This window comes from Actinobaculum suis (genome assembly GCF_900102025.1).
Taxonomy (GTDB): domain Bacteria; phylum Actinomycetota; class Actinomycetes; order Actinomycetales; family Actinomycetaceae; genus Actinobaculum; species Actinobaculum suis.
The window spans coordinates 25,403-51,109 of sequence record NZ_FNAU01000006.1; the positions used below are offsets into that span (position 1 = coordinate 25,403).

The following is a 25,707-nucleotide window of genomic DNA, read 5'->3' on the forward strand; positions in this document are numbered from 1 at the left end:
CCGAGACCGCACCGCACATTTCGCCAGGTGAGGCCCGGTAAGGGGCATACCCAAAGAAAGTCGGGATTGGTGGAAGGAGACCTTCGGTTCATTTAGCTCAAGCTCTACCGGAGGATTCATAGTGATCTCTCATATTGCTACGACCGTTGCTACCGAGGCCCCGGATATGGTGGTCCACCCGTGGGAATGGATCGTGCTCTCAGTGCTCGTGTGCGGTCTACTTGCCTTTGACCTGATGGGGCATATCCGCAAACCACATGAGCCGACGATGAAAGAATCGGCAAAGTGGTTCGCGTTCTACGTTTCCGTGGCCATACTGTTTGGCTTCTACGTGTGGTTGCAGCACGGAGGCGGCTTCGCGATGGAGTACTTCTCCGCCTACGCGCTCGAAGAATCTTTGTCCATGGACAATATTTTCGTCTTCATCATTATTATGGCGTCCTTTGCGGTGCCGCGTGTACTGCAACAAAAAGTACTGTTCTGGGGAATCATCATTGCCCTCGTGTTGCGGCTCGTCTTTATTTTGCTGGGAGCCGCTATCGTTTCCCGCTTCGCCTGGGTGTTCTTCTTGTTCGGAGCCTTCCTGATCTACACGGCTATCGGGCAAGCCCGGCAGGGGATCGCCGGGGATGAAAACGAGGAATATAAAGAAAACGTGCTGGTGCGCATCACTCGCAAGATCTTCCCGGTTACCAATGAATACCACGGAGATCATGCCATCGTTCGCATTAATGGTAAGCGGCATCTAACGCCCTACCTGTTGTGCATCGTGGCGATTGGCGCCGCTGATTTCATGTTCGCTTTGGATTCCATTCCCGCTTCCTTCGGAGTAACCCAAGAGCCCTACATTATTTTCGCGGCTAACGCTTTTGCGCTAATGGGCCTGCGGCAACTCTTCTTCCTCATTGACGGCCTGCTGGAACGGCTCGTCTACCTGCATTATGGATTAGCCGCAATCCTCGGCTTTATTGGCTTGAAGCTCTTCCTGGAAGCTTTCCATACGTATGGCATGTTGGAGTTTATTCCGGCCCCTTCGCCGGCTGGTTCGCTCATTTTGATCCTCGTGATCCTGCTTATTACCGTGGTGGCTTCGGTAGTCAGATCCCGAAAGCTAGCTCGCCAACAAGCAGCTGAAGAAGAAGACGAAGCTACGGAAAGCTAGCCGTGAGGTTTCGGGCTTTATGAGCCTCTAAACGCGATGCTCTTTACGCGAGGCGCCGCCTGGGTTGCAAGGCCGAGGCGGCGCTTTCGTTGGCCGGGCAGCTGCAGTTTCTAGGAGGCGTGATGTGCCCGTTGCGTTTATATGGTGGTTTTATGGCCGTTTAGCGAGCCGGCGGGCAATGATTGCGCATACCAGGATTTGGAGCTGGTGGAAGACGACGACGGGTACCGTCAGCGGGGCAACGATGGGCCCGGGGAAAATAGCTTTGGCCATGGGTAGCCCGGTGGCCAAGGATTTTTTCGATCCGCACATGAGCACCACTATGCGATCTTCGGTCGATAGTTTTGCCAGGCCCGCAGTCCACCAGGTAAGGCCGAGCATGACCGCGAGCATCACGCAACACAGCAGGCTGAGTACCACGATCGTCCCCAGGGTGACTCCCTTCCACGCGCCTTCTGCGGTGGCGTTGAGAACGGAAGAAAAGACGATGAGGATAATCGAGGTGTTATCTACCGTGCGTACTAGCTTGGGGTGGGCGCGCCAAAAATTACCGACGAATGGTTGTAGGCATTGCCCGAGTATGAACGGCAAAAGCAGCTTGAGGAGCACGGAGGTAAGACCGCCGCCGCTAGCCCCACCCACATCCAGGAAGAGCATCACGAGCAGAGGCGTGAGGAACATGCCCAAAATATTTGAGATCGTGGCAGAGGTGACGGCTGCCGCCACATTTCCGCGGGCGATGGACACCATGGTTACGGAGGACTGGATCGTGGAAGGCAGAAGCGAAAGATAGAGAAAACCGAGCGCGAAACCTTCGCCCAAGAAAGGTGCGGTGAGGTGCCCCAACCCAAAACCGACGAGCGGAAAGAACACATAGGTCGAAATAAGCACCAAACCGTGTAGGCGTACATTGCGTAAACCGCGTAGCACATCGCTAGTTCGCAACCGCATTCCATACACGAAGAACACCGTGGCAACGGCCAGGTCGCCCACAATTTCCAAGACGTGGCGGGGCCCGGCAGGCGCATGAATAAGCAAGCCGGCTACCAAAGCTACCAAAATACCGGTTACTAGCGGATCTGGCCGCCACCTTAGAAGTCTCTTCATAACGCTTAGCAACATTACCAGCGTGCAGCGCGGTTTCTTACCGTAACCGTTTGCCTCTCCGCCCACATCCGGGCGGTTAAGACATGCGGCCCTTCTAATTGCATGCCAAGCTGTGTCTCGGGTGCCAAACCATGCCCGCAGGTTTCTGGAGGCAGTTGGTGCGCAGCGGCGGCAGGTTTCTGGCGAGGCCGGTTCCTAGCCGCCGCCGGTGAAACACTTCTCTCGCTACTTTCGAACATTTGTTCCATACGGTAGGATTGGCCAGGTGAGTGACGTTATCCATGTACAGGGTGCCCGCGAAAATAATCTTCGCAATATCACGATTGATATTCCACGCAATGGCCTCGTTGTCTGCACGGGCCTTTCCGGTTCCGGCAAATCTTCTCTCGCTTTTGACACGATTTTTGCGGAAGGTCAGCGCCGCTACGTGGAATCTTTGAGTTCCTATGCGCGCATGTTCCTCGGGCAAATGGATAAGCCGGATGTGGATCTTATTGAAGGGCTATCTCCGGCGGTTGCGATTGATCAGAAGTCCACGAACCGCAATCCGCGTTCCACGGTCGGTACCGTTACCGAAGTATATGACTATCTGCGTTTGCTTTTTGCGCGCGCGGGCGTGCAATACTGCCCGGAATGCGGGGAACGGATCCGGGCCCAATCGGCTGAACAAATCGTGAACTCCCTGCTTGAATACCCGGATGGGACCCGGTTTATGGTCCTCGCGCCGGTAGTGCGTGGGCGCAAGGGAGAATATGCGGACGTACTGGAAGAGCTCGCCCAGGCCGGCTATACGCGCGCCCGTATTGATTCGGAGGATGTCCGCCTTGATAACCCGCCCAAGCTGGATAAAAAACTTCGCCATGATATCGACGTCGTCGTCGATCGCTTGGCGGTGCGGGAAGGTATTCGGACCCGGCTCACCGATTCCGTAGAACAAGCACTCGGATTATCCGGTGGAGTGATGTTCGTGGTGTTTGTGGACGTGGAAGAATCTGATCCGCGCCATATGCGCCGTTTTTCGGAGAAACGTTCCTGCCCCAACGGGCACGAACTCGTACTGGAAGAAATCGAACCCCGCACCTTCTCCTTCAACGCACCCTACGGTGCCTGCCCGGAATGCGACGGGATCGGAAGCAAACTGCAAGTCGCGGAAGACCTCGTAGTACCAGACGTCACCAAAACTTTACGGGAAGGCGCCATCGCTCCGTGGACGCCCCACCAAGATTTCTTCACCCGGCAAATGGAATCACTCGGAGAAGAACTCGGGTTCGACGTCGATACCCCCTGGCAAAAGCTACCCCGAAAAGCAAAAAATGCGCTCCTCGACGGTTCGAACTTTAAAGTCCAAGTGAAATACCGGAACCGCTGGGGGAGGATGCGCGAATACTCCACTGGCTTTGAAGGCGTACGCCGGTATGTGAAACGCAAGCACAGCGAAACCGAATCGGATTGGACTCGCAACCGCTACGAAGGATATATGCGGGAAGTGACCTGCGCCGTGTGTAAAGGTGCACGGCTCAAACCAGAAGTGCTGGCCGTGCGTATTGGTGAGCTCAATATTTACGAATTGTGTTCGCTTTCCATTGCGGATGCGAAAGACTATCTCGATAACGTCAAACTCGATGCTTTCCAAGCAAAAATTGCCGCGCAAGTGCTGCGTGAAGTGCAGGTTCGGCTGGGCTTTTTGGTAGATGTTGGCCTTTCCTATCTAACTTTGGCACGCGGTGCAGCCACGCTTTCTGGCGGGGAAGCACAACGTATTCGTCTCGCCACGCAAATCGGTTCCGGGCTGGTAGGTGTGCTCTACGTACTCGACGAACCCTCAATTGGTTTGCACCAAAAAGACAATGACCGTTTGCTCGCCACCTTGTGTAAGCTCCGCGATCTGGGAAACACCCTGCTCGTGGTAGAACACGATGAAGATACGATCCGCAGTGCCGATTGGCTTATCGATATTGGCCCGGGAGCCGGGGAAAAGGGCGGCAACGTAGTCTATGCGGGGCCGGTAGCCGGAATTTTGGAAGCTCCGAATTCGATCACCGGGGACTATCTAGCCGGCCGGCGCCAGATCGCGGTACCCCAAAAACGGCGGCCCAGTGATCCGAAACGGCAAATTGTGGTGAAAGGGGCGCGGGAAAATAACCTACGCAATATCACCGTGAAATTCCCGATCGGCACTTTTATCGCGGTTACCGGAGTATCTGGTTCTGGTAAATCTACTCTCGTCAACCAGATCCTTTACCAGTCTTTGGCGAACCAGTTGAATCGCGCGCATGGCGTGATCGGTAAACACACGTCTGTTACCGGGATAGATGAGCTCGAAAAAGTAGTGCATGTGGACCAGTCGCCAATCGGGCGCAGTCCGCGGTCGAACCCGGCCACCTATACCGGGGTGTGGGATCGGGTGCGGGAACTATTCGCGCAAACCCAGGAAGCGAAAGTTCGCGGCTATAAAGCCGGCCGGTTCTCCTTCAACGTGAAAGGGGGCCGGTGTGAGGCTTGCAAGGGCGATGGCACGATTAAAATCGAGATGAATTTCTTGCCGGATGTTTATGTGCCGTGCGAAGTGTGCCACGGGGCCCGCTACAACCGGGAAACCCTGGAAGTGCACTACAAGGGCAAAAATGTGGCAGAAGTTCTCGATATGACGATTAGTGAAGCCCTCGAGTTCTTCGACCCCATCCAGCGCATCACCCGCTATTTGGCGACCTTGGAACGAGTGGGTCTGGGATATGTGCGGCTCGGGCAAAGCGCCACCACGCTTTCTGGTGGCGAAGCTCAACGCGTGAAACTAGCTTCGGAACTGCACCGGCGCAATCGCGGAAAAACCGTGTACATTTTGGACGAGCCGACCACCGGTTTGCATTTCGAAGACGTCCGCAAACTATTACTGGTATTGCAAGGCCTGGTGGACCAAGGTAATACCGTGATTGTGATTGAACACAATCTGGACGTCATCAAATCCGCAGACTGGGTGATTGACCTCGGCCCCGACGGCGGAGCGGGTGGCGGAACCGTCGTCGCCACCGGCACCCCGGAACAGGTGGCGCAAGTTCCGGAATCTTATACCGGGCAATACTTGGCGAAACTGCTAGCTAATACGCCCCAGTAAGCCTCACCCGGGCGGAAGGCGCCTAGGCTAGGCAAAAAGGGCGTCTAAGCTGGGCGGAAGGACATCTAGGCTAAGCAAGGCTATCTGAGCTGGGCAAGGCTATCTGAGCTCGGCAAACAGGAATCTGGCCAGGTACGTACGGAGGAGAGGAGAAAAGTGGCTGATCCACAGAGCTATCGGCCCCGCACCGCGGACATTCCCACGGATCCGGGGGTTTACCGGTTTCTCGACGGCGAAGGCCGCGTCCTCTACGTAGGCAAAGCCAAAAACCTGCGCAACCGCCTGCAAAACTATTTCCAACCGCCGGAAAACCTAATTCCGCGCATCCGGAAAATGGTCTTTACCGCCACCCGCGTGGTGTGGGTGGTAGTCGGCTCGGAAGTGGAAGCCCTCACCCTCGAATATACGTGGATCAAACAGTTCGAGCCGCCCTTCAACGTAATGTTTCGGGACAATAAGTCCTACCCATACGTGGCGGTTTCGATGGCGGATGAATATCCGCGTGCCTATATCACCCGGCAGAAACACAGAAAAGGAAACGTATATTTCGGGCCCTACACGAAAGTGTGGGCAATCCGAAAAACGCTGGATTCTCTGCTCCCAATTTTCCATATGCGTTCGTGTACAGACGCGGATTTTCGGCGGGGGCAACGCACCGGCCGGCCATGTTTTAACACCCATCTTGGCCTGTGTAACGGGGCGTGTGCCGGCCTGGTTTCGAAGGAAGAAAACCGGAAAGCTGCCGAAGCTTTTATTGCGTTTATGGATTCGGATGGGCAAGCCCTCATCCGCGAAAAAACACAGGAAATGCGAGAAGCTGCCGCGTCCCTCGAATATGAAAAGGCCGCCCGTTTGCGCGACGAAATTCAGGCTTTGCAGGCGGCTACCGAACGTAACGTAGTAGTTTTTAACGGCAATCTGAATGCCGACGTTATCGGTTTGGAAGCGGATGAAATTGATGCTTCCGTACAGATTTTCTATATCCGGGGTGGGCGCATTCGCGGCCAACGCGGCTGGATTACCGAAACGGACGGGACGGACCCCGCGGAAGTAATTAGCCAGTTACTGCTCCACGTATATGGGGATCCCGAATATGACCGGTACCGTGGGGTGGGAACGCAAAGTAACCGCCGGGTAGAAGCACCGAAGGCGGTAGATGACCGCGACCATACTCCGGCCGGTGCGATACCTTCCGAAATTTGGGTGCCCGTGTTTCCGACCGATAAATCGGAAATCGAACGCTGGTTGGCCGAGCGCCGCGGTGGGCCAGTGCATTTGAAACGCCCTCAACGCGGTCAAAAAGCGCAGCTTGCCGCTACCGTGCACGCCAATGCGAAGCAAGCTTTCGATCGCAATAAGCTCGCGCGCGCCGCCGATATTACGGTGCGTTCCCAAGCCTTGGAAGAACTGCGCGAAGGATTGGATCTGCCGCGCGCGCCCCTGCGGATCGAAGGTTACGACATTTCGCATACCCAGGGCCATCAACAGGTAGGTTCCATGGTCGTATTCGAAGACGGCTTGAAGAAAACCGCTGATTACCGGCACTTTATTGTGAAAGGCCCGGATGGTCAGGGCGTGCCCGATGATACCGCGGCGATGGATGAAGTTTTGCGACGCCGCCTCCGCCGCCTCCAAGAAGGTGCCTATGGTGACGATGCCGGTGGGGAAGAAGATGCCACGCCGGCCACCCTAGAGGCTACCCCCGCGGATGCTACCGGAGCCGCACCGGCCCGCCGTTTTGCCTATAAACCAGACCTCTTCGTAGTCGATGGCGGCCTGCCACAAGTCAATGCCGTGCAACGCGTAGTAGACGAATTCGACGCCGATGTAGCGGTGATCGGCCTGGCTAAACGCCTCGAAGAAGTATGGGTGCCAGGCGAGGAATACCCGGTGATTTTTCCGCGCAATTCCGCCGCTTTGCGGCTCTTGCAACAGGTGCGCGATGAATCGCACCGGTTTGCGATTACTTTCCACCGCAAGCGGCGCGGCCAAGCCATGACCCGTTCGGTACTCGACGAGATCCCCGGGCTCGGCCCCGCTAAACAAAAAGCGTTGCTCAAAAAACTCGGCTCGGTAAAACGTATCCGCGCCGCCTCCACAGAAGAACTACAGCAAGTTCCCGGCGTCGGCCCCAAACTTGCCCGCGAAATCACAGATTTCTTCGGCACCGCCGAAACGGCCGACGCCACAGGCAGCACTGCGCACGGCGCCACGAAGGGCGCTGCCGGAACGGAGGGCACTGCCGATGCGGACGGAACACCAGCCGGAACCACCACCGAAACGTCAGCGACCGCCACGGACGGCGCCACTATCTCCGCTAACTCGGAGTGCGCATCCGCGTAACCTCCCGCGACTATGGCATGATGGTGAATATGAGCGATATCAATGATACTTCGCGCATCCCGAAGGTGGTGCCGCAGGCAGATGCACAGGCCCATCTGCCACCCGCACAGGTGCCTGAAATTATTGTGGTTACCGGAATGTCCGGGGCCGGGCGTACCCGCGCTGCCAACACGCTGGAAGACTTGGGCTGGTACGTCGTCGATAATTTACCGCCGCGGCTCCTCAAAGCCATGGTGGGTTTGATGTCTCCAGATGGGGGAGTGCAGCGGCTTGCCGTCGTCGTCGATGTGCGTTCGCGCGAATTCTTCGCTGAACTAGTGGGCCAACTTGACGTTGTACGCAAATCCGGGGTGGACTACCGGATCATTTTCTTGGACGCCTCTAATGATGAACTTATCCAGCGTTTTGAGGCGGTGCGCCGCCCGCACCCACTCGAACCACACGGACGTTTGCTGGACGGTATTCGCAAGGAACGCAAACTGCTTACAGACCTGCGTAACCGGGCCGATTCCGTAATTGATACCACCGGGCTTTCCGTCCACGATCTTGCCCGGAAAATCCGTTCCCTCGTGGGGGATGGAACGCAAGACAATGTGCGCATAACCGTGATGTCTTTCGGTTTCAAATACGGTCTGCCCATGGACGCCGATAATGTGGCAGACGTCCGTTTCCTCCCCAACCCGTACTGGGTTTCCGAGCTGCGGCACCTTACCGGGCACGATAAACCGGTAGCAGATTTCGTACTGGAACAGGCCGGCGCCCAAGAATTTGTGGACAAGTATTCCGAACTCTTGATTGGCATTCTGGCCGGATACTCGCGCGAACTGAAACCGTATACCACGATCGCGATCGGGTGTACGGGCGGTAAACACCGTTCCGTAGCGATCGCCGGGGCAATTTCTGAAAAGCTGCGCCAAGCCGGGCAATCCGTACGTACCATCCACCGCGATTTAGGACGCGAATAACCAACTTCCACCAAACTAAACCCACGCCGAAGTACTAAATCCACGGCCCTAAAGCCACACCCACTGCCCTAAACCCACGCGCTAAGTGCCACGCGCTAAGATCACGAACTAGAAACGAAGCACACCGCTGTACAGTAGGACCACAATGCAGTCACACCCAGGTAGTCCGGAAACATCGGCGCGGTGGGAGTGCAGGAACCTAGCAGGAACGGAACCGGAACCTAGCAGGAACGGAACCGGAACCTAGCAGGAACGGAACCGGAACCTAGCAGGAACCAAACCAGGCAGTAGCACCGCTGTACAGCATTACAGAAGCCGCAGAGTACAGCATAAAAATGAGGGATCGAGGCGCATGATGGAAAGGGGAAGTCGGGGGCCCAAAGTGGTGGCGCTTGGTGGCGGGCATGGGCTGGCCGCCACGCTTTCCGCATTACGGCTAATTACCAGACGGATTACCGCGGTAGTCACAGTTGCCGACGACGGCGGTAGCTCCGGCCGGTTGCGAAAAGAATTCGATGTGATCCCACCCGGGGATTTACGCCAAGCTCTTTCCGCACTGTGCGATGATGGCGAATGGGGCCAAACTTGGCGCGATGTGTTACAACACCGCTTCCAATCCGATGGGCCTTTGAGTGGTCACGCCCTCGGCAACCTACTCATTTTGGCCATGTGGGAACAACTCGGGGATACCATGCGCGGCCTGGACTGGGTAGGCCAGCTCCTACGGATTAAAGGCCGCGTGGTGCCGATGGCCCCCATCCCGCTCGATATTGAAGCGAAAGTGGAAGAAGATGGCGAAATTCGTCAATATCGCGGCCAGGTAGAGGTAGCTACGGCGCGCGGCCGGGTCAAACACGTAAATCTGATTCCGGAAAATCCGCCGGCCCAACCAGAAGCCCTAGAAGCAATTGATGCGGCTGATTGGGTAGTATTTGGCCCCGGCTCTTGGTACACCTCGGTAATTCCCCACCTATTGGTGCCAGATCTGCACGAAGCGCTCGTCCGCACGAAAGCACGGCGGGTTATGGCACTCAACTTGGGTACGGAACGCGAAACCCTGGGGATGAGCCCGGCCGATCACGTGCGCTCATTCCACGAACACGCCCCCGACTTGCGGCTGGACGTGATTATTGCCGACCCGCGGGCCATCGACGATCTGGATGCCGTGTATGAAGCGGCCAGCCTTACCGGAGCCACGCTCATGCTCCGCCAGGTGCGGATGCGCGAACATCCTTTCCGCCACGATTCTTTGCGCCTTGCTGCTGCTTACCGGGACGCTTTCGAAGGCCTCATGGGCGATATCGAATAGGCTCATGCAGGCTTCGTTCGGGCTTCCAGCGGGCGCATACGCGCTTCCTGCGGGCGTATACGGGCTTCCTGCGGGCCGCAAGGGAATCATGAAGGCCGCAAGGGATATTGAGTAAGAGATGGCGAACCATTTTACTGCACGAAATGGCTTTCGCACGAGGCTGGAGGGCACAGACACGCCGCGCCACGATGCGCTAGGGTATTTTTTCGTGCCCCGCCATTTCGCGGTGCGATAGTACCTGTTTTTAGGTAATCACTGCATTCACTGGGTGCACCGATTGTTTTATTATTGCCCGCAGTAGAGAAAGAGAAGGATACGCATTGCCCGCTTTAACCGTGCCAGTCAAAGAGGAACTCGCGAAAGTGAAACCCACCTCGCGGGCCGCTGCGATCGCCGAAATTTCGGCGATGTTCCGCTTCGGCGGGGGACTGGTGGTACGGGATTCCCGCCTGGCCCTGATGTGCGAACTTGGCCATGAACTCAGCGCGCGCCGCCTCTGCGCGCTCCTCGAACAGGTGCTCGGCGCAGATTCGGCGGTGGCGCAGGTATCCTCGCAAATGAAACAAGGGCTGCGCTACCGGATCTTGGTAGCCGACCCCCGCGAGAGGTTCGCCCACAAACTCGGGCTTTTGGATTCACGTGGCCGCCCCACCGCCGGTATTGCCACTTTTATCGTGGGCGGTACGAAAGCCGATGCGGCCGCGGCATGGCGGGGAGCTTTCCTGGCGCGCGGTTCACTCATGGAGCCGGGGCGCAATGCTTCCTTGGAAGTAGTATGCCCGCAACTGGAAGCCGCCTACGGGCTAGGAGGGTTAGCCCGCCGGCTCGATATTCAGTACCGGGTACGTGAAGCACGCGGCGCCCAAAGGGTAGATATACGCGGTGGGGAAGCAATTTCTGACATGCTGGCCCGCATGGGTGCCAACGATGCCGTTATCCACTGGGAAGAATTACGCGTCAAGAAGGAAGTACAAGGCACCGTGAATCGGCTCGCGAATTTCGACGACGCTAATATGCGCCGCAGCGCCAACGCGGCCGTGATTGCCGTACTGCGCGTGCAACGCGCCTTCGAAATCCTGGGCGATGATATTCCAGCAAACCTGCGCGAAGCCGGGGAAGCCCGCGTGGCCTTCCCGAGTGATTCTTTGGCGATGCTCGGCGAACGCCTCGATCCGCCGGCCACCAAAGACGCCGTGGCCGGGCGGCTCCGGCGGCTCAACGCCCTGGCTGATAAACGGGCCGAAGAACTGAACGTACCCACTACGCTCGACCACGCGCGGGCGGCCGGGCATACGGATATTTAAAATCCGGAAAGCCAGCCCTTTAAGCCCCTGGAAAACTGGCTATTTAAAGCTCCCAGAAAGCTGGCTTTACCTGCGCCTAAAGAACCTTGGGGAACCGCGGAAAACCCTGCTTCGCCGCCCGAAAAAACAGGACTTTAGGCGCTAAATAAGTATGTTCCAGTGGGCTTTGTGCCCAACGTCGCACGCCTTCTTTCCCGACTCCTGCGTTCTTCCCGCGCAAGCCTGTAAAATTACTAGTGGATACGGGAAATCTCCCGTCCCTACCCCGCAAATCCGCGGGAACCATAGAACGCGCTAAAAGCGCGTGAGGAGGAAAACTAAGTGACTGTACGCGTTGCTATTAACGGTTTTGGTCGCATTGGCCGTGCATTCGTTCGCGCCGTGGAGAAGGAAGACTTGGATCTCAACTTTGAGATCGTCGCAGTTAACGACCTGACCGACGTTAAGACGCTTGCGCATCTTCTCAAGTACGACACTGTCGGCGGCCACTTCCCGGGCACCATCGAACTCACCGAAGATGGCTTCTCTGTTGATGGTAAGGAAATCAAGGTTTTCGCCGAAAAGGATCCGGCACAGTTGCCTTGGAAGGAACTCGGCGTTGACATTGTTGTCGAATCCACCGGCCGTTTCCGCACCCGCGAAGGTATGGAGAAGCACATCGAAGCCGGCGCCAAGAAGGTAGTTCTTTCGGCTCCTGGTAAGGATGAAGACGCTACTTTCGTTATCGGTGTCAATGATGACGAATACGATGCTGCTAAGCACACCCTTATTTCCGATGCTTCCTGCACCACGAACTGCTTGGCTCCGCTTGCCAAGGTTCTCCAGGAGAAGTTCGGCATTGAAAAGGGTTTGATGACTACGATCCACGCTTACACCGCGGATCAGAACCTGCAGGATGCCCCGCACAAGGATCTGCGCCGTGCTCGCGCCGCCGCGCAGAACATCGTGCCGACCACCACCGGTGCTGCCCAGGCAGTATCCAAGGTAATTCCTGAGCTCAAGGGCAAGTTCGACGGCTACGCCGTGCGCGTTCCCGTCATCACCGGCTCGCTCGTGGACCTCACCTTCCAGACCTCCAAGGAAGGCATCACGGCGGAAGAAATCAACGCTGCTGTCAAGGAAGCTGCTGAAGGTGAACTGAAGGGCACCCTGGCCTACACCGAAGAACCGATTGTTTCGACCGACATTGTGCTCGATCCGCACCAGTCGATCTTCGATGCTTCGCTCACTAAGGTACTGGGTGACCTCGTCAAGGTTGTTTCCTGGTATGACAATGAGTACGGCTACACGGTGTCGCTGCTCAAGCTCACCAATATCGTTGCTAAGAGCCTGTAGTCAGATCGGCTAGTCCACGCAATGAATGAGGGAGGTGCCCGTGCGTATGATGTTCATGCGCACGGGCACCTTGTGCTGAAAGGAAGATTTTATGAGAACTATTGATTCGCTAGGCGATTTGGCCGGCAAGAAGGTCCTGGTACGGTCCGATTTTAACGTGCCGCTCGACGCGGAAAAGAATATTACGGATGATGGCCGTATTCGCGCTGCCCTTCCGACCCTCAACCGGTTGCTCGAAGCCGGTGCCAAGGTTATCGTGATGGCTCACCTGGGGCGCCCGAAGGGCAAGGTCAACCCGGACTTTTCGCTAGCTCCGGTAGCTAAGCGCCTGGGCGAACTGCTCGGCAAGGAAGTCACGCTGGCCGCCGATACGGTGGGCGAAGATGCTCACGCCAAGGTGGATGCGATGGCCGCGGGCGATGTGGTCCTTCTCGAAAACGTACGTTTTGATCCGCGCGAAACCTCGAAGGTCGAAGCTGAACGCGAAGAGCTTGCCAAGGAATACGCTTCTTTGGCCGATGTTTTCGTATCCGATGGGTTCGGCGTCGTACACCGTGCGCAAGCCTCGGACTACGATGTGGCCAAGCTGTTGCCCTCCGCAGCCGGGGAACTAGTGTTCAAGGAAATCGATTCGCTTTCCAAAGCCACCGATAATCCGGAACGTCCCTACACCGTAGTGCTTGGCGGTTCGAAGGTTTCCGACAAGATTGGCGTTATCGAAAACCTGCTGCAGAAGGCAGACAAACTGCTCATCGGCGGCGGCATGGCCTTTACCTTCCTGCGTGCCAAGGGCCTGGAAATCGGTAGCTCGCTATGCGAAGACGACCAGCTGGAAACTGCGCGCAAGTACATCGAGGAAGCTTCAGCTAAGGGTGTGGAGCTGCTCTTGCCAGTCGATGTAGTAGTGGCAGAAAAGCCGGAAGCGGGAGTTCCTTCCTCGATTGTTTCCGCCAACGATATGCCCGCCACCGAAGCTGGCTTGGATATCGGGCCGGAAACTGCTGATCTGTTCGCGGAAGCCATTGCTGCTTCGAAGACAGTGGTTTGGAACGGGCCGATGGGCGTGTTCGAAGTAGAAGATTTCGCGGCGGGTACGCGCGCGGTTGCGCAAGCCATGCAGGATGCCGAAGGTTTCACTATCGTGGGTGGTGGCGATTCGGCCGCGGCCGTGCGTACGCTCGGCTTCGACGAATCCAAGTTTAACCACATCTCGACCGGCGGCGGCGCTTCTCTCGAATTCCTCGAGGGGAAGACCCTGCCCGGTATTGCTGTTCTGGAGGACTAAATATGGCACGCACCCCAATTATGGCGGGGAACTGGAAGATGAACCTGGACCACTTGGAGGCAACTCATTTGGTCCAAAAGCTCGCCTGGACGCTGGAAGACGTTAAGCACGATTACTCCAAAGTGGAAGTGGTAGTGCTCCCGCCTTTCACCGATCTGCGGTCCGTACAAACCTTGTGCGAATCCGATGGCTTGCAGATTCGTTACGGCGCCCAAGACGTTTCGATCCACGACGAGGGTGCTTATACGGGTGAGATTTCTACTTCCATGCTCACCAAGCTCGGTTGCAACTACGTGGTAGTCGGCCATTCGGAACGCCGCGAATACCACGGGGAAACCAACGAATTCATCGGTCAGAAAGCCAAGAAGGCTCTGGATGCCGGTTTGACTCCGATCATCTGCTGCGGGGAAGCCCTGCAGGTGCGGAAGGAAGGCAAGCAGGTGGAATACGTGGTAGGCCAGATCGATGCGATGCTCGCCGATCTGAGCGCTGCCGAAGTAGCGAAATCTGTAATCGCCTACGAACCGATCTGGGCTATTGGCACCGGTGAAGTGGCCACCCCGGCCGATGCGCAGGAAGTATGCGGAGCCATTCGGGCGCGCATTGCCGAACTCTTCGATGAGGCGACGGCGCAAGCCGTCCGCATCCAATACGGCGGTTCCGTAAAACCGGGCAATGTGGTTGACATTATGGCGCAGCCTGATGTTGACGGCGCCCTCGTTGGGGGAGCCAGCCTGAAGGCGGAAGATTTCGCCCGTATCGTTACCTACCAACAGTAAAGCCGGATTAGCTGACGTGACGAAGAGCGCGAACGAGCATTCCACTCGTTCGCGCTCTTCCGGCTAAGATGCATTATGTTGCAATAGTTTTCGTACCGAAAGGACGCCCCTGGTGACCGTTCTGCTCTACATCTGCGAGGCTTTTCTCCTCCTCACGAGTATCCTCCTTACCCTTTCTATCCTTTTGCATAAGGGCAAGGGAGGCGGTATTTCCGAAATGTTCGGAGGCGGAATTTCCACCTCCATGCGTTCTTCCGGCGTTGCCGAACGAAACCTGAACCGCATCACCGTGGGCTTGGCCCTCATCTGGTTCATCTCGGTGGTGCTAATCGGACTCATCGTCAAGTTCGGCTAAAACAAACTACAAAAAATGGGCTACTCGCGCAGAGTAGCCCATTTTTTTGTGCCTGTATGTGGCCTGCTTTGCCTAGTTAACGTCTTAGCTGGTGCAACTGGCTGGAGATCGTTCAGCTGGCTGGGGAGCTAGTTCAGCTTGCCGGAGCTAGCTCAGCTTGCCGGAGCTAGCTCAGCTTGCTGGAGATAGCTCTGTTGTTGGCTGGAGCTAGTTCTTTTGGCTGGAGCTAGCTCAGCTTGCTGCGGCCGCTGTTTCGTCTTCGGCGTGCAAAAGCACCAGCCCTTCGGTCAATACTTTGGCGTAGGCCGGATCCGGATTCAAATCACGCAGATCCTCGATCAGCATGGCCTCAATCGAACGGCGTGGCAAGGAGACCGCTTGGTCGTGCCGGCCCGGGCGGTGCATTACCGCATAATCGGTGCCGGGGGAGCGCTGCAAACTCATTTCTTGGCCGTCAGTAAAACTGATCGCCACCGCATTCAGTGCGGTCCCGCGTTCCGAAACCAAGTGCACGCGCTTGCCGGTAAGCAAACGCAGCCAAGCCGCCATAAGTTGCGTAGAAGCATTCGAAAGGTTGCCTGCCACCCGGCAGGAAGCAATTTCCCGGTCTACGAATTCATCGAGCATGGCCGCAATATGGTTACGCCACAGCGTCACGCCCGGCCACGCCAAATCCGTATCACCCGGTTCATAGCCTTCGCCCAAAGCGCGTAGCAAACCGATCGGATCGTCAACCGTCCGCGAGGTAGTAATCCGGCGCTGCGCCATCCGGCCCACATCGGTACGGGCCGGGCAGGCCGGCGAATCTTGGATCCACCAGGCCACAATCGGCGTATCCGGAAGCAAAAGCGGCGTAATCAGAGTTTCCATGTTCTCGCTTGCCGCACCGCGCGGCCGCAAAATCACGATCTCGGAGGCACCAGCCTCCGAACCGGTGCGAATCTCCGCATCCAAACGCGATTCGCTCCCCGCCGGATCGTTCGCGGCAGCAGCGCCGGAGCCCGTCGTACCCGGTGCCGTCGTACCCGGTGTGCCCGCGCCCGTCGCGTCTGTGCCCGCTGCCGAACCACCAGCAGCCGGAGCCGCCGTACCAGCCGCAGGTGCGGCATTTTCTTGCGGATTGAGGACGACGATAACGCGGGAAGGATGAGCGCGCGAAGCGCCGGCCGCCGCGGAGAGTGCGTCACGCACGCCACCTTCGGTACGGGCCACAATAATCAGGGTGAGCACGCGTCCCAAAGCTCCGGAACCGGCGGTGCCGCGCAGCTCATCAATTTCCAAACCGACTCTCGCGGACGTCGTGTCCGTCATATGGCTAATCATGATCCTCCTAAGGCCTGCGCCAGGTATGGCCGTTGCGGGCAAGCATGGCATCAGCACCGGCGGGCCCCCATGTGCCCGGTGCGTAAGTTTCCAGCGTTTCGGGGGAGGAGGCCCAATATTCCTCCACTTGGTCTACGATCCGCCAGGATTCTTCCACTTCCGTCCACTGCGGGAAGAGCGGCGGTTCGCCGAGCAGCACGTCTAGAATTAGCCGTTCATAAGCTTCCGGCGTGTATTCGGTGAAAGCATGGCCATAAGCGAAGTCCATGGTCACATCGCGCAAGCGCATTTCCGAACCGGGCACCTTCGCACCCAACTTGAAGGTCACACCTTCATTTGGTTGTACCCGAATCACCAAAGTGTTTTGCCCCAACCCCGCCGCATCATGGAAGGGCAGGAAAGGTGGCCGTTTGAAAACCACAGCGATTTCCGAAACCCGCCGGCCCAAACGTTTGCCAGAACGCAAATAGAAAGGCACCCCAGACCAGCGGCGAGTTTCAATCGCCAACGCCATGGCACCATAAGTGTCCGTTTGCGAATCTTGCGGAATTCCTTCTTCATCCTTGTAGGAGCGCACGTACTCGCCGCCCTGCCAGCCGGCGTCGTACTGGGCCCGCACCGAGTTGAGTTCCACCGGTCCGAAAAGGTGGGTAGCTTTCAACACTTTTTCTTTTTCGGCCCGCACGGCATCCGCATGGGAAGAAACCGGTTCTTCCATCGCGGTCAGAGCCAGCAACTGGAGCAGGTGGTTTTGGATTACATCGCGGGTAGCGCCAATACCGTCATAGTATGAAGCACGTGAACCGATACCAATATCTTCTGCCATGGTGATCTGCACGTGGTCCACATGTGCCGAGTTCCAGATCGGTTCATACAGTTCATTGGCGAACCGTAGCGCCATAATGTTCTGCACGGTTTCTTTGCCCAGGTAGTGGTCGATCCGGAACACCGAATCTTCCGGGAACACGGCCCGCACGGTGGCATTGAGTTCCCGCGCGGAAGCCGCATCGTGCCCGAAAGGCTTCTCGATAACCACGCGCCGCCAGTTCCCATTTTCGCACCGGTTCAGCCCTGCACCGGCCAGTCCTTCGGTAACCACCGGGAATAACTTGGGCGGAATAGACAGGTAGAAAGCAAAATTCCCGCTGGTCCCGCGAGTTTCATCGAGTTCTTGCATGCGGGCCCCGATCGCCCGATACAGTTCGGGGGAGTCGTATTGGCCTTGCACGGTAGAAAGCCCGTTGAGGAGCTGGGCGAGCGCAGTGTCAGTAACCGGGGTTTTCGCGCCGGCGCGGATCGCTTTTTCTGCTTCCGCGTGCGCGTCGATCTCTCGGCGCACTACTCCAATGATTGAGAACGACGGCGGGAGCAAGCCCCGGTTAGTTAGGTCATAAAGTGCGGGCAGAATCTTCCGGCGGGCCAAATCGCCCGTAAATCCGAAAAGCACAATCCCGCACGGACCGGCAATTCTTTGCAAACGCCGATCTTTCAAAGCGCGTAGTGGGTTGAGAGACATCGATTCCTTATTTCACAACTAGGTACAAAACGGGCCCGCGAGTTAAAGAGTCAAATCTAACTTGGCGAAGGCAAGCGAAATTATCGCTTACTCGCGGTTCCAGAGAACGGGCCGAGGCCGGAACGGCACGCTGGCCACTCCGGCCTCGGCCGAGAAAACACTTAGCCCCTGAGATGGTGCAAGCGTGCCGGTAGCTCCCGCGCACGCGGATGGGCCTACCAGCAGATTGCCAGCGGATTGACGCTAGCAAGCGGTTTCCAGCCTGCTAGCGTCAATCCGCGCGATGCTTACAGCTACGCACGGCACTCAAGAGACCTTCTTGAACATTTTACCGGGTACTAGTTTAGCCTGCTTGTGCGATAGATTCACGAGCGGCCGCCACCACGTGCTCGGCGTCGATACCAAAGTGCTTCATCAGCTCCGCACCGGAAGCAGAATCACCGAAGCTATCAATACCGATAGCCTTACCAGCATCACCTACGTAATTGGCCCAGCCCAAGGTAGAACCAGCTTCGATCGCCACCCGGGCCTTTACCTGCGGCAAGATAACCGAATCGCGATATTCGGCAGGTTGCGCCTCGAACCACTCCAACGCGGGCAGGGAGATCACGCGTGCCCCGATACCCTCGCTAGCCAATTGCTTTTGCGCTTCTACCGCTACGGCAACTTCCGAACCGGTGGCCAGCAGCTGCACGTCTACCTTACCGGTAGGCGAATCGGCGAGCACATACCCGCCCTTGGCTACCCCCTCCGCACTGGTACCTTCCAGGATCGGCAGGTTTTGCCGGGTGAGTACAAGCCCGATCGGTCCGCTCTTATGCTCGAGCGCCGCCGCCCAAGCTGCGGCAGTCTCATTTGCGTCTGCCGGGCGTACTATCGTCAGGTTCGGCATGGCCCGCAAGGACCACAGGTGTTCGATCGGCTGGTGGGTGGGGCCGTCTTCTCCCACGCCCACCGAATCATGCGTCCACACGTAAATCGTGGGGATCTCCATGAGCGCCGCCAAACGTACCGCGGAACGCATGTAGTCGGAGAACACGAAGAAGGTGCCGCCATACGGCCGGGTTAGCCCATCGAGCTGAATCCCGTTGAGGATCGCCCCCATCGCAAATTCGCGAATACCAAAGTGCAGGGTACGGCCGTACTCATTACCGGGGAACATCTTCGAACCGCGATGTGCGGGCAAGAAGGAAGGCTCACCCTTCATCGTGGTCTTATTCGAACCGGCCAAATCGGCCGAACCGCCCCACAGTTCCGGCAAAGTTTGAGCCAGGGAGGTGAGGATCTCTCCGGAAGCATTCCGGGTAGCTACCGGCTTATCGCCCACCTGCCACGAGGGGAGGGAATCCTTCCAACCTTCGGGGAGTTTGCCGGCGAGCACGCGGTCTAGCAACTGGCGCTGTTCCGGGTTTTCTTCCTGCCAGGCAGCGAACTTCGGATCCCAGGCGGCGCGGGCTTCCCGGGCGCGGCGCGCCGCATTTTCCCGCGTGTGGGAAAGTACTTCGGGAGCAATATCGAAGCTCTTATCTGGATCGAGGCCCAAAATTTCCTTGGTAGCCCGGATTTCGGCTTCACCCAGGGCTGCCCCGTGGGAAGCACCCGTGCCCTGCAGGTTTGGTGCCGGCCACGCAATGATCGTGGAAAGCTTGATAATCGAGGGTTTGTCGGTAACCTTTTGGGCCGCCACAATTGCCTCGTACAAGGCTTGCGGATCTTCGCGGTAGTCGCCGCCGTTCAGCCAATCCACATGTTGGGTGTGCCAACCATAAGCTTCGTAACGAGCCAGTACATCTTCACCGAAGGCAATCGAAGTGTCATCTTCGATAGAAATCCGGTTATCGTCGTAAATGACGATGAGGTTGCCAAGTTCTTGGGTGCCGGCCAGGGAAGAAGCTTCCGCAGAAACTCCTTCTTGCAGATCGCCGTCTCCCGCGATCACGTACACAAAGTGATCGAAGGGGGATTCGCCCGGTGCCGTGTTGGGATCATACAAACCGTGGTTGCGGCGTGCTGCCATCGCAAAGCCGACGGCGCTGGCCAGGCCTTGGCCAAGCGGGCCGGTGCTCATTTCCACGCCCGCGGTACGGCCGTATTCGGGATGGCCCGGGGTCTTGGAACCGAAGGTGCGCAGCTGCTCGAGATCTTCCATTTCCAGGCCCGAACCGGCCAGGAATAGCTGTACGTACTGGGTGAGCGATGAGTGCCCAGCCGAAAGTATGAACCGGTCGCGGCCGAGCCAGTTTGGATCAGCCGGGTCAAAATTCATTACCCGCTGATATAGCACGTAGGCGGCCGGTGCCAGGGACATCGCCGTACCTGGGTGGCCGTTCCCGACCTTTTGGACGGCATCTGCGGCCAGTGCCCGCGCGGTATCAACCGCACGCTGATCGAGTTCCGACCACTCAAATTTCGCCATCTTCATCTCCTCTTTCAATCGGAACGAACTTCCACGTTCGCACTATTAGCAAAGTCTATTCTGTTCCCGGCCCGATGCGGGAGTATTCCACCGCACGCAAAGCACCACACCTGCAGTGCGGTTAGTGTTTACACGCCGTTGCGAGCGTGGCCGCGGCACAGTGCGTAAACTCAAAAGCGTGGAAAAGCTTAGGGGACCGCAGGCGCTCGTACGGGCGGGGCAGCAATATTTGGCACACCTCGAAGTGGAACGGGCTTTATCTAACAATACGATTGCCGCGTACCGGCGCGACCTGCAAAAATATTTTCAGCATTTGGAAGCGCGCGGGATTAGCCGCCCGGAAGAAATTCAGCAGGAAGATGTGGCGGCTTTTGCCGATACTTTGGCGGGGATGGCAAAAACTTCGATTGCCCGAGCTATAACTGCCGCCCGTTCTTTCCACGCTTTTCTTTTCGGGGAAGGAATTACCGCTACTAACCCGGCGCAAGATGTGCGCCCGCCCAAACTGCCCGGCCGCCTGCCGAAAACCCTGACGATTATGGAGATAGAACGGCTCTTGGAGGCCGCTTCGGCCGGGGAAGGAGAAATCGGCCTGCGCGACCGCGCTTTGCTAGAAATCATGTATGGCACCGGGGCGCGTGTTTCGGAAGCAGTTGGCCTGGCCATTGACGATATCGACGCCGAAACTCGCACGATTCGCCTTTTTGGTAAAGGCCGCAAAGAACGTGTTTTACCGCTGGGCAGCTACGCCATGGAAGCGGTAGAGGCATACCTGGTGCGGGCGCGCCCCGTATTGGCAGCCCGGGCCACCAAATCCACGCGGGCGAAATCCACGCGGGCCAAATCCGCGCCGGCAAAATCTGCAAAAACACAACCTGGATCTTCGGGGAACCTGGGCCCGGGCAGCGCGTTGTTTTTAAATAAGCGCGGCCAGCCACTTTCCCGGCAAAGCGCGTGGGGAATCATCCAGGAAGCAGCGGGCCGTGCCGGTTTGGCGAGCCACGTGAGCCCGCATTCCTTGCGGCATTCTTTTGCCACGCACCTTTTGCAAGGTGGGGCAGATGTGCGGGTAATCCAGGAAATGCTGGGGCATGCTTCGGTAACCACCACGCAGATCTACACCGCAGTATCGCGCGAACGGCTGCTGGAGGTTTATGCCACGGCCCATCCGCGCGCTTTGCGGAGTACGACAGCCGAGCATCCGGGCAAGCCACCCGCGAAAACGGCGTTAGAGCGGGAAAGGAAATCCAAGCAGAAAAAGGAATCGGAGCAGAAATAGGAAAACATCCGGGAAGATGTTCCGCGCCGTTACACGTCTTGCCGCAAACATTAGGTAACCTGGGAGTGTGACCGAACAAGACGCGCTTTTTGACCAGAGAGATTCCGTAGATTTCCCGGAGCCGCAGCCCTTAGAATCGCACGGGCCCGCCCGGATTATTGCGATGTCCAATCAAAAAGGCGGCGTCGGAAAAACTACTACTACGATCAATTTGGCTGCCGCGCTGGCCGGGTATGGGCGGCGCGTACTCGTGGTGGATTTTGATCCGCAAGGGGCCGCCTCGGCTGGTTTGGGAATCGATCCACGGTCCCTAGACCGCACGATTTATGACGAACTAATTGCCGATAAACCGGATGTGCGGCGCATTATTACGCCCACGAGCGTGGCGGGCTTAGATCTGGTGCCTTCCAATATTGATCTTTCCGCTGCCGAAATCGTGCTGATTAACGAAGTGGCGCGCGAACAAGCTTTGGCGCGTGTGCTCCGCCCGGTGTTAGACGAGTATGACCTGATCATTGTGGACTGTCAGCCGTCGCTGGGCTTGCTCACGGTAAATGCGCTAACCGCCGCGCACGGCGTGATGATCCCTTTGGAAACCGAATATTTTGCCATGCGCGGGGTGGCTTTGCTCGTGCAGCAGATTGAACGCGTGCAAGACCGCCTCAATCCGCGGCTGGTTATTGACGGCGTGCTTCTTACCATGGTTGATCGGCGCACTTTGCATGCGCGGGAAGTGGTCAATTCGGTGCGGGAAGGATTCGGGGACAAGGTGTATAACACCTATATTGCCCGCACGGTGAAGTTCCCGGATGCCACGATTGCCGGCCAGCCGATTACGGATTATGCGCCCGAACATCAAGGAGCGCAGGCTTACCGCCGCTTCGCACGGGAAGTTATAGCGCGAGGGCAGTGTGCATAACCCAGAACAATCCGGAGAATTTGAGGTAAACCTCGAGGTGTTTTCCGGGCCGTTTTCGGTGCTGCTAGATCTGATAGCGAAACGGAGCCTGGACCTTACGGAAGTGGCGCTCGGCGAAGTAACTGACGAATTTATCGCTTTTATCCGCGCCCAAAAAGAGTTCGATCTTTCCGCGGCCTCGGAGTTCCTCGTCGTCGCCACTACTTTATTGGCAATGAAAGTAACGCGGCTGCTCCCGCGTTCCGAAGACGAAGCAGAAGACCTCGAATTTTTGGAGCAACGCGACCTACTTTTCGCCAAGCTTTTACAGTACAAAGCGTATAAAGAGGTAGCGGAAAGTTTTGGGGCTCGGCTCGCACGCGGAGCCGGCGCCGTTCCGCGCAATGTTGCCCCCGAACCCGAATATGCGAACGCGCTCCCGCCCGTGCGCATAACGCTGACGGTGGAGGAATTGGCGATGCTTGCCGTGCAGGCCTATACGCGCAGTCACACCGAACCAGTTGTGGAAATCACGCATTTGCATGATCCGGTGGTTCCGGTTTCCACCCAGGTGGAGTACATCGAAACCCAGGTGGCCGGGGGAGCGGATGTTACGTTTGCGCAGTTGTGTGCTGATGCGCCCAATGGGCAGACCGTGGTTTCCCGGTTTTTAGCCGTTTTGGAGCTGATTCGCCGGCGCGCGATCGCCGTGCACCAAGATGCTCCGCTCGCCCCGCTACATATTCGTGCCACTCCGGCAGAAGATACGGGCGCGCCCCTTACCGGTGAGTTCGACGACGCCGCCGCTGCGGAATCTGCCCGCCCGGAAGGCGCGGAGGAGGAAGAAAACTGTGGATGAACATAAAGGTGCCCTGGAAGCGCTCCTGTTTATTGCGGATAACCCCTTGCCGGTAACCCAGTTGGCGGCGGCAATCGGGCAAAACGAAGAGGTCACCACGTTACTTTTGGAAGAATTGCAAGAGGAGTACGCGCAGGGTCGGCCGCGCGGTTTCGTGTTGCGCAATGTGGGAGGCGGCTGGCGGTTTTACACCAATCCGCAATTCGGGGAGATTGTTACCGCACACCTCGTGGAGGGCCATTCGGGTAAACTATCCACCGCTGCGCTCGAAACTCTGGCGGTGATTGCCTACCAGCAGCCCGTTACTCGCGCACAAATCGCGCAAGTGCGGGGAGTATCGGTAGATGGTGTGGTGAAAACTTTGGCGACCAGAGGGTTCATTGAGCCGTGCGGGGAAACGGAAGTTACGGGCGCAACGCTGTGGGGAACAACGAATTATTTTCTGGAAGCGATGGGCATGAATTCCTTAGACGAATTGCCCCCGCTGGCGCCCTATTTACCCGCGCGCGGAGAACTTGATGAAGTGGAGAAGGAAATTCGATGAGAGAACGCTTGCAAAAAGTAATGGCTAATGCGGGAGTGGCCTCCCGGCGCCATTCGGAAGCCATGATTGAACAGGGCCGGGTGGCCGTAAACGGGGAGATTGTTACTCGTTTGGGCACGAAGGTAGATCCGGATAAAGACGTTATCCATGTGGATGGGATGCCGGTTCCCACTCGCCAAGACGATATTACGATCGCCTTGTACAAGCCGCCGGGCGTGGTTTCCACGATGGAAGACGAGATGGGCCGGCCCTCCCTGGCTCAATATGTGGAAGATCGCCCGGAACGGCTCTACCATGTGGGGCGGCTCGACGAAGATACGGAAGGCATTATTCTGCTTTCCAATAATGGCGAGCTCACGCACCGGCTCACCCACCCGTCTTATGAAGTTCCCAAAACCTATGTGGCGCGAGTAAGCGGGCAGGTCACGCGCGGTTTGGGCCGCGTTTTGGAAAACGGCATCACTTTGAAAGACGGCCCGGCCAGCGTAGACAAGTTCATTTTGCGTGAATCTCAGCCGCGCAATTCGATTGTGGAACTAACTTTGCATGAAGGTCGTAACCGTTTGGTGCGGCGCATGATGGGCGAAGTGGGCCACCCGGTACTGGAACTAGTACGCATCCAGTTCGGCAATATTAAGGCCGGCCGCTTGCGCCCGGGCCAATACCGGATTATTGGTGGTTCAGAACTTTCTACACTGATGCATATGGTAGGAATGTAATGTTTTCCACCGTGCGTATTATCGGGGCTGGTCTGCTTGGCGCTTCCCTCGGTTTACGTTTGCAACTAAGCGGTTCGCAGATAGACCTCGAGGATGCTTCGCCGGTGGCGGTGGCCCTGGCCCGCGATTTGGGGGCCGGGCAGGTTGCCGGCCCCGATTCCGCCACCCCGGAACTGGTAATTGTGGCCGTGCCGCCCGATGTGACCGCGCAGCTAGTGTGCCAAGCCCTGGACCGTTTCCCACAGGCCTTGGTGATAGACGTCGCCTCCGTGAAGGAAAAAATCGCGGAACAAGTAGCTGATCACCCGCACGCCGCACGCTACCTGGGTTGCCACCCGATGGCCGGGCGGGAAAGAAGCGGGGCGATTGCCGCTGACGCGGACCTGTTTGAAGGCCGGCCGTGGGTTATCTGCCCGCGCCCCGAAAACCGGAAAGAAGATATTTCGCGCATCCAGAACTTGGCGATTGAAGTGGGTTCGGTGCCGCGCATTATGCCCGCTGCCGAACATGATGAAGCCGTGGCTTTGGTTTCGCATGTGCCGCAATTGGCTTCTTCTTTGGTGGCCGGAGCTTTGCGGGATGCATCCGAAGACCAGTTGGCGCTGGCCGGGCAGGGGTTGCGTGATACTACGCGGATTGCGCATTCGGATGCCTCGCTGTGGGCTTCAATCGCGGCCGGAAACTGCGCGCGCATAGCCCCGATTATGCGGCAGATTTCTGCGGAGGCAGCTACTTTGGCGCAGGCTATGGAAGCCAGCACGGATGATCCGGTTACCGGGCCGGCCGCTCTTGCGGTTGCCAAAGTGGTAGCTGCTGGTAATGAGGGCGTGAACAGGATTCCGGGTAAGCACGGTGGGGCACCGCGCCGCTACGCCACGGTCACGGTGTTGGTCCCCGATAAGCCTGGCCAACTTGGCAGGCTTTTTGGCGACGCCGGTGAAATTGGAGTAAATATCGAGGATTTGCGAATGGAGCATTCGCTAAATCAGAAAGTGGGGCGCGTGGATCTTTCGGTGGTCCCCGCCCGGGCGGACTTTTTGGCCCACGGCCTGGAAGCTCGCGGCTGGCAAGTAATCCTCGAAGAAGGGACGCAGTAA

General features: G+C 57.5%; 20 protein-coding genes. 16 read left to right on the plus strand and 4 right to left on the minus strand.

The features are described from left to right. The first annotated feature begins 121 nt into the window (after positions 1-121). On the plus strand, positions 122-1,162 hold the full coding sequence (locus BLT47_RS04345; protein WP_083330059.1) for a TerC family protein: 1,041 nt from the start codon (positions 122-124) through the stop codon (positions 1,160-1,162). A gap of 150 nt (positions 1,163-1,312) precedes the next feature. Here BLT47_RS04345 and BLT47_RS04350 read toward each other — a convergent pair whose 3' ends face one another. Continuing rightward, a complete protein-coding gene (locus tag BLT47_RS04350; RefSeq protein ID WP_074662233.1) occupies positions 1,313-2,269 on the minus strand; it encodes a bile acid:sodium symporter family protein in 957 nt (318 codons plus the stop codon). A 265-nt stretch (positions 2,270-2,534) separates the two neighbouring features. On the opposite strand from BLT47_RS04350, the gene uvrA reads away from it, so the two are divergent. The 9 genes from uvrA (at position 2,535) to secG (ending at position 15,056) form a co-directional block, all read left to right on the plus strand. Beyond that, a complete protein-coding gene (uvrA, locus tag BLT47_RS04355; protein ID WP_074662085.1) occupies positions 2,535-5,381 on the plus strand; it encodes an excinuclease ABC subunit UvrA in 2,847 nt (948 codons plus the stop codon). Positions 5,382-5,537: 156 nt separating this feature from the next. Continuing rightward, on the plus strand, positions 5,538-7,724 hold the full coding sequence (gene uvrC, locus BLT47_RS04360) for an excinuclease ABC subunit UvrC (RefSeq protein WP_083330060.1): 2,187 nt from the start codon (positions 5,538-5,540) through the stop codon (positions 7,722-7,724). A 29-nt stretch (positions 7,725-7,753) separates the two neighbouring features. Continuing rightward, positions 7,754-8,689, plus strand: coding sequence for an RNase adapter RapZ (gene rapZ, locus BLT47_RS04365; protein ID WP_082160180.1), 936 nt, complete (start codon positions 7,754-7,756; stop codon positions 8,687-8,689). A gap of 352 nt (positions 8,690-9,041) precedes the next feature. Continuing rightward, positions 9,042-9,998, plus strand: coding sequence for a gluconeogenesis factor YvcK family protein (locus tag BLT47_RS04370; RefSeq protein ID WP_065415291.1), 957 nt, complete (start codon positions 9,042-9,044; stop codon positions 9,996-9,998). Positions 9,999-10,318: 320 nt separating this feature from the next. Continuing rightward, positions 10,319-11,302 (plus strand): DNA-binding protein WhiA, encoded by a 984-nt coding sequence (gene whiA / locus BLT47_RS04375; protein ID WP_065415292.1) that lies wholly within the window; start codon positions 10,319-10,321, stop codon positions 11,300-11,302. A 321-nt stretch (positions 11,303-11,623) separates the two neighbouring features. Continuing rightward, positions 11,624-12,637: a type I glyceraldehyde-3-phosphate dehydrogenase gene (gap, locus tag BLT47_RS04380; protein ID WP_049619106.1), complete on the plus strand. Its 1,014-nt coding sequence runs from the start codon at positions 11,624-11,626 to the stop codon at positions 12,635-12,637. A 91-nt stretch (positions 12,638-12,728) separates the two neighbouring features. Further along, complete coding sequence (locus BLT47_RS04385; RefSeq protein WP_065415293.1) at positions 12,729-13,922, plus strand: phosphoglycerate kinase; 1,194 nt, start codon at positions 12,729-12,731, stop codon at positions 13,920-13,922. Between the two features lie 2 nt (positions 13,923-13,924). Next, positions 13,925-14,701 (plus strand): triose-phosphate isomerase, encoded by a 777-nt coding sequence (gene tpiA, locus BLT47_RS04390; protein WP_049619104.1) that lies wholly within the window; start codon positions 13,925-13,927, stop codon positions 14,699-14,701. 112 nt (positions 14,702-14,813) lie between these two features. Then, positions 14,814-15,056, plus strand: a complete 243-nt coding sequence (gene secG, locus BLT47_RS04395) for a preprotein translocase subunit SecG (RefSeq protein WP_049619103.1) — start codon at positions 14,814-14,816, stop codon at positions 15,054-15,056. A 231-nt stretch (positions 15,057-15,287) separates the two neighbouring features. Here the strand turns inward: secG and BLT47_RS04400 are convergent, their stop codons facing one another. The 3 genes from BLT47_RS04400 to tkt all read right to left on the minus strand — a co-directional run bounded on the left by BLT47_RS04400 (position 15,288) and on the right by tkt (position 20,311). Further along, a complete protein-coding gene (locus BLT47_RS04400) occupies positions 15,288-16,367 on the minus strand; it encodes a glucose-6-phosphate dehydrogenase assembly protein OpcA (RefSeq protein ID WP_244924534.1) in 1,080 nt (359 codons plus the stop codon). Between the two features lie 19 nt (positions 16,368-16,386). Beyond that, positions 16,387-17,895 (minus strand): glucose-6-phosphate dehydrogenase, encoded by a 1,509-nt coding sequence (gene zwf / locus BLT47_RS04405; protein ID WP_049619101.1) that lies wholly within the window; start codon positions 17,893-17,895, stop codon positions 16,387-16,389. Positions 17,896-18,238: 343 nt separating this feature from the next. Next, entirely contained in the window at positions 18,239-20,311 is a 2,073-nt protein-coding gene (tkt, locus tag BLT47_RS04410; protein ID WP_143021766.1) for a transketolase, read from the minus strand. Between the two features lie 178 nt (positions 20,312-20,489). Between tkt and xerD the strand changes: the two genes are divergently transcribed. The 6 genes from xerD (at position 20,490) to BLT47_RS04440 (ending at position 25,707) form a co-directional block, all read left to right on the plus strand. Beyond that, the gene (gene xerD, locus BLT47_RS04415; protein WP_176764480.1) at positions 20,490-21,590 is read left to right on the plus strand and encodes a site-specific tyrosine recombinase XerD; all 1,101 of its coding nucleotides are present in this window, start codon (positions 20,490-20,492) and stop codon (positions 21,588-21,590) included. 67 nt (positions 21,591-21,657) lie between these two features. Beyond that, positions 21,658-22,509 (plus strand): ParA family protein, encoded by an 852-nt coding sequence (locus BLT47_RS04420; protein WP_049619099.1) that lies wholly within the window; start codon positions 21,658-21,660, stop codon positions 22,507-22,509. Beyond that, on the plus strand, positions 22,502-23,347 hold the full coding sequence (locus BLT47_RS04425; protein WP_074662103.1) for a segregation and condensation protein A: 846 nt from the start codon (positions 22,502-22,504) through the stop codon (positions 23,345-23,347). Before BLT47_RS04420 ends, BLT47_RS04425 begins: the two co-directional genes overlap by 8 nt. Beyond that, complete coding sequence (scpB, locus tag BLT47_RS04430) at positions 23,340-23,891, plus strand: SMC-Scp complex subunit ScpB (RefSeq protein WP_083078671.1); 552 nt, start codon at positions 23,340-23,342, stop codon at positions 23,889-23,891. The genes BLT47_RS04425 and scpB overlap by 8 nt, the downstream gene beginning before the upstream one ends. Then, positions 23,888-24,610, plus strand: coding sequence for a pseudouridine synthase (locus BLT47_RS04435; protein ID WP_049619097.1), 723 nt, complete (start codon positions 23,888-23,890; stop codon positions 24,608-24,610). The genes scpB and BLT47_RS04435 overlap by 4 nt, the downstream gene beginning before the upstream one ends. Continuing rightward, the gene (locus BLT47_RS04440; protein ID WP_074662106.1) at positions 24,610-25,707 is read left to right on the plus strand and encodes a prephenate dehydrogenase; all 1,098 of its coding nucleotides are present in this window, start codon (positions 24,610-24,612) and stop codon (positions 25,705-25,707) included. Before BLT47_RS04435 ends, BLT47_RS04440 begins: the two co-directional genes overlap by 1 nt.

What these genes read in the sequence shown, in the direction of transcription:
- BLT47_RS04400 (WP_244924534.1), bottom strand. Translation starts at nt 16,367, where the DNA reads ATGACGGACACGACGTCCGCGAGAGTCGGTTTGGAAATTGATGAGCTG.
- tpiA (WP_049619104.1), top strand. Translation starts at nt 13,925, where the DNA reads ATGGCACGCACCCCAATTATGGCGGGGAACTGGAAGATGAACCTGGAC.
- BLT47_RS04385 (WP_065415293.1), top strand. Translation starts at nt 12,729, where the DNA reads ATGAGAACTATTGATTCGCTAGGCGATTTGGCCGGCAAGAAGGTCCTG.
- BLT47_RS04435 (WP_049619097.1), top strand. Translation starts at nt 23,888, where the DNA reads ATGAGAGAACGCTTGCAAAAAGTAATGGCTAATGCGGGAGTGGCCTCC.
- BLT47_RS04440 (WP_074662106.1), top strand. Translation starts at nt 24,610, where the DNA reads ATGTTTTCCACCGTGCGTATTATCGGGGCTGGTCTGCTTGGCGCTTCC.
- zwf (WP_049619101.1), bottom strand. Translation starts at nt 17,895, where the DNA reads ATGTCTCTCAACCCACTACGCGCTTTGAAAGATCGGCGTTTGCAAAGA.
- BLT47_RS04350 (WP_074662233.1), bottom strand. Translation starts at nt 2,269, where the DNA reads ATGAAGAGACTTCTAAGGTGGCGGCCAGATCCGCTAGTAACCGGTATT.
- tkt (WP_143021766.1), bottom strand. Translation starts at nt 20,311, where the DNA reads ATGGCGAAATTTGAGTGGTCGGAACTCGATCAGCGTGCGGTTGATACC.
- rapZ (WP_082160180.1), top strand. Translation starts at nt 7,754, where the DNA reads ATGAGCGATATCAATGATACTTCGCGCATCCCGAAGGTGGTGCCGCAG.
- BLT47_RS04370 (WP_065415291.1), top strand. Translation starts at nt 9,042, where the DNA reads ATGATGGAAAGGGGAAGTCGGGGGCCCAAAGTGGTGGCGCTTGGTGGC.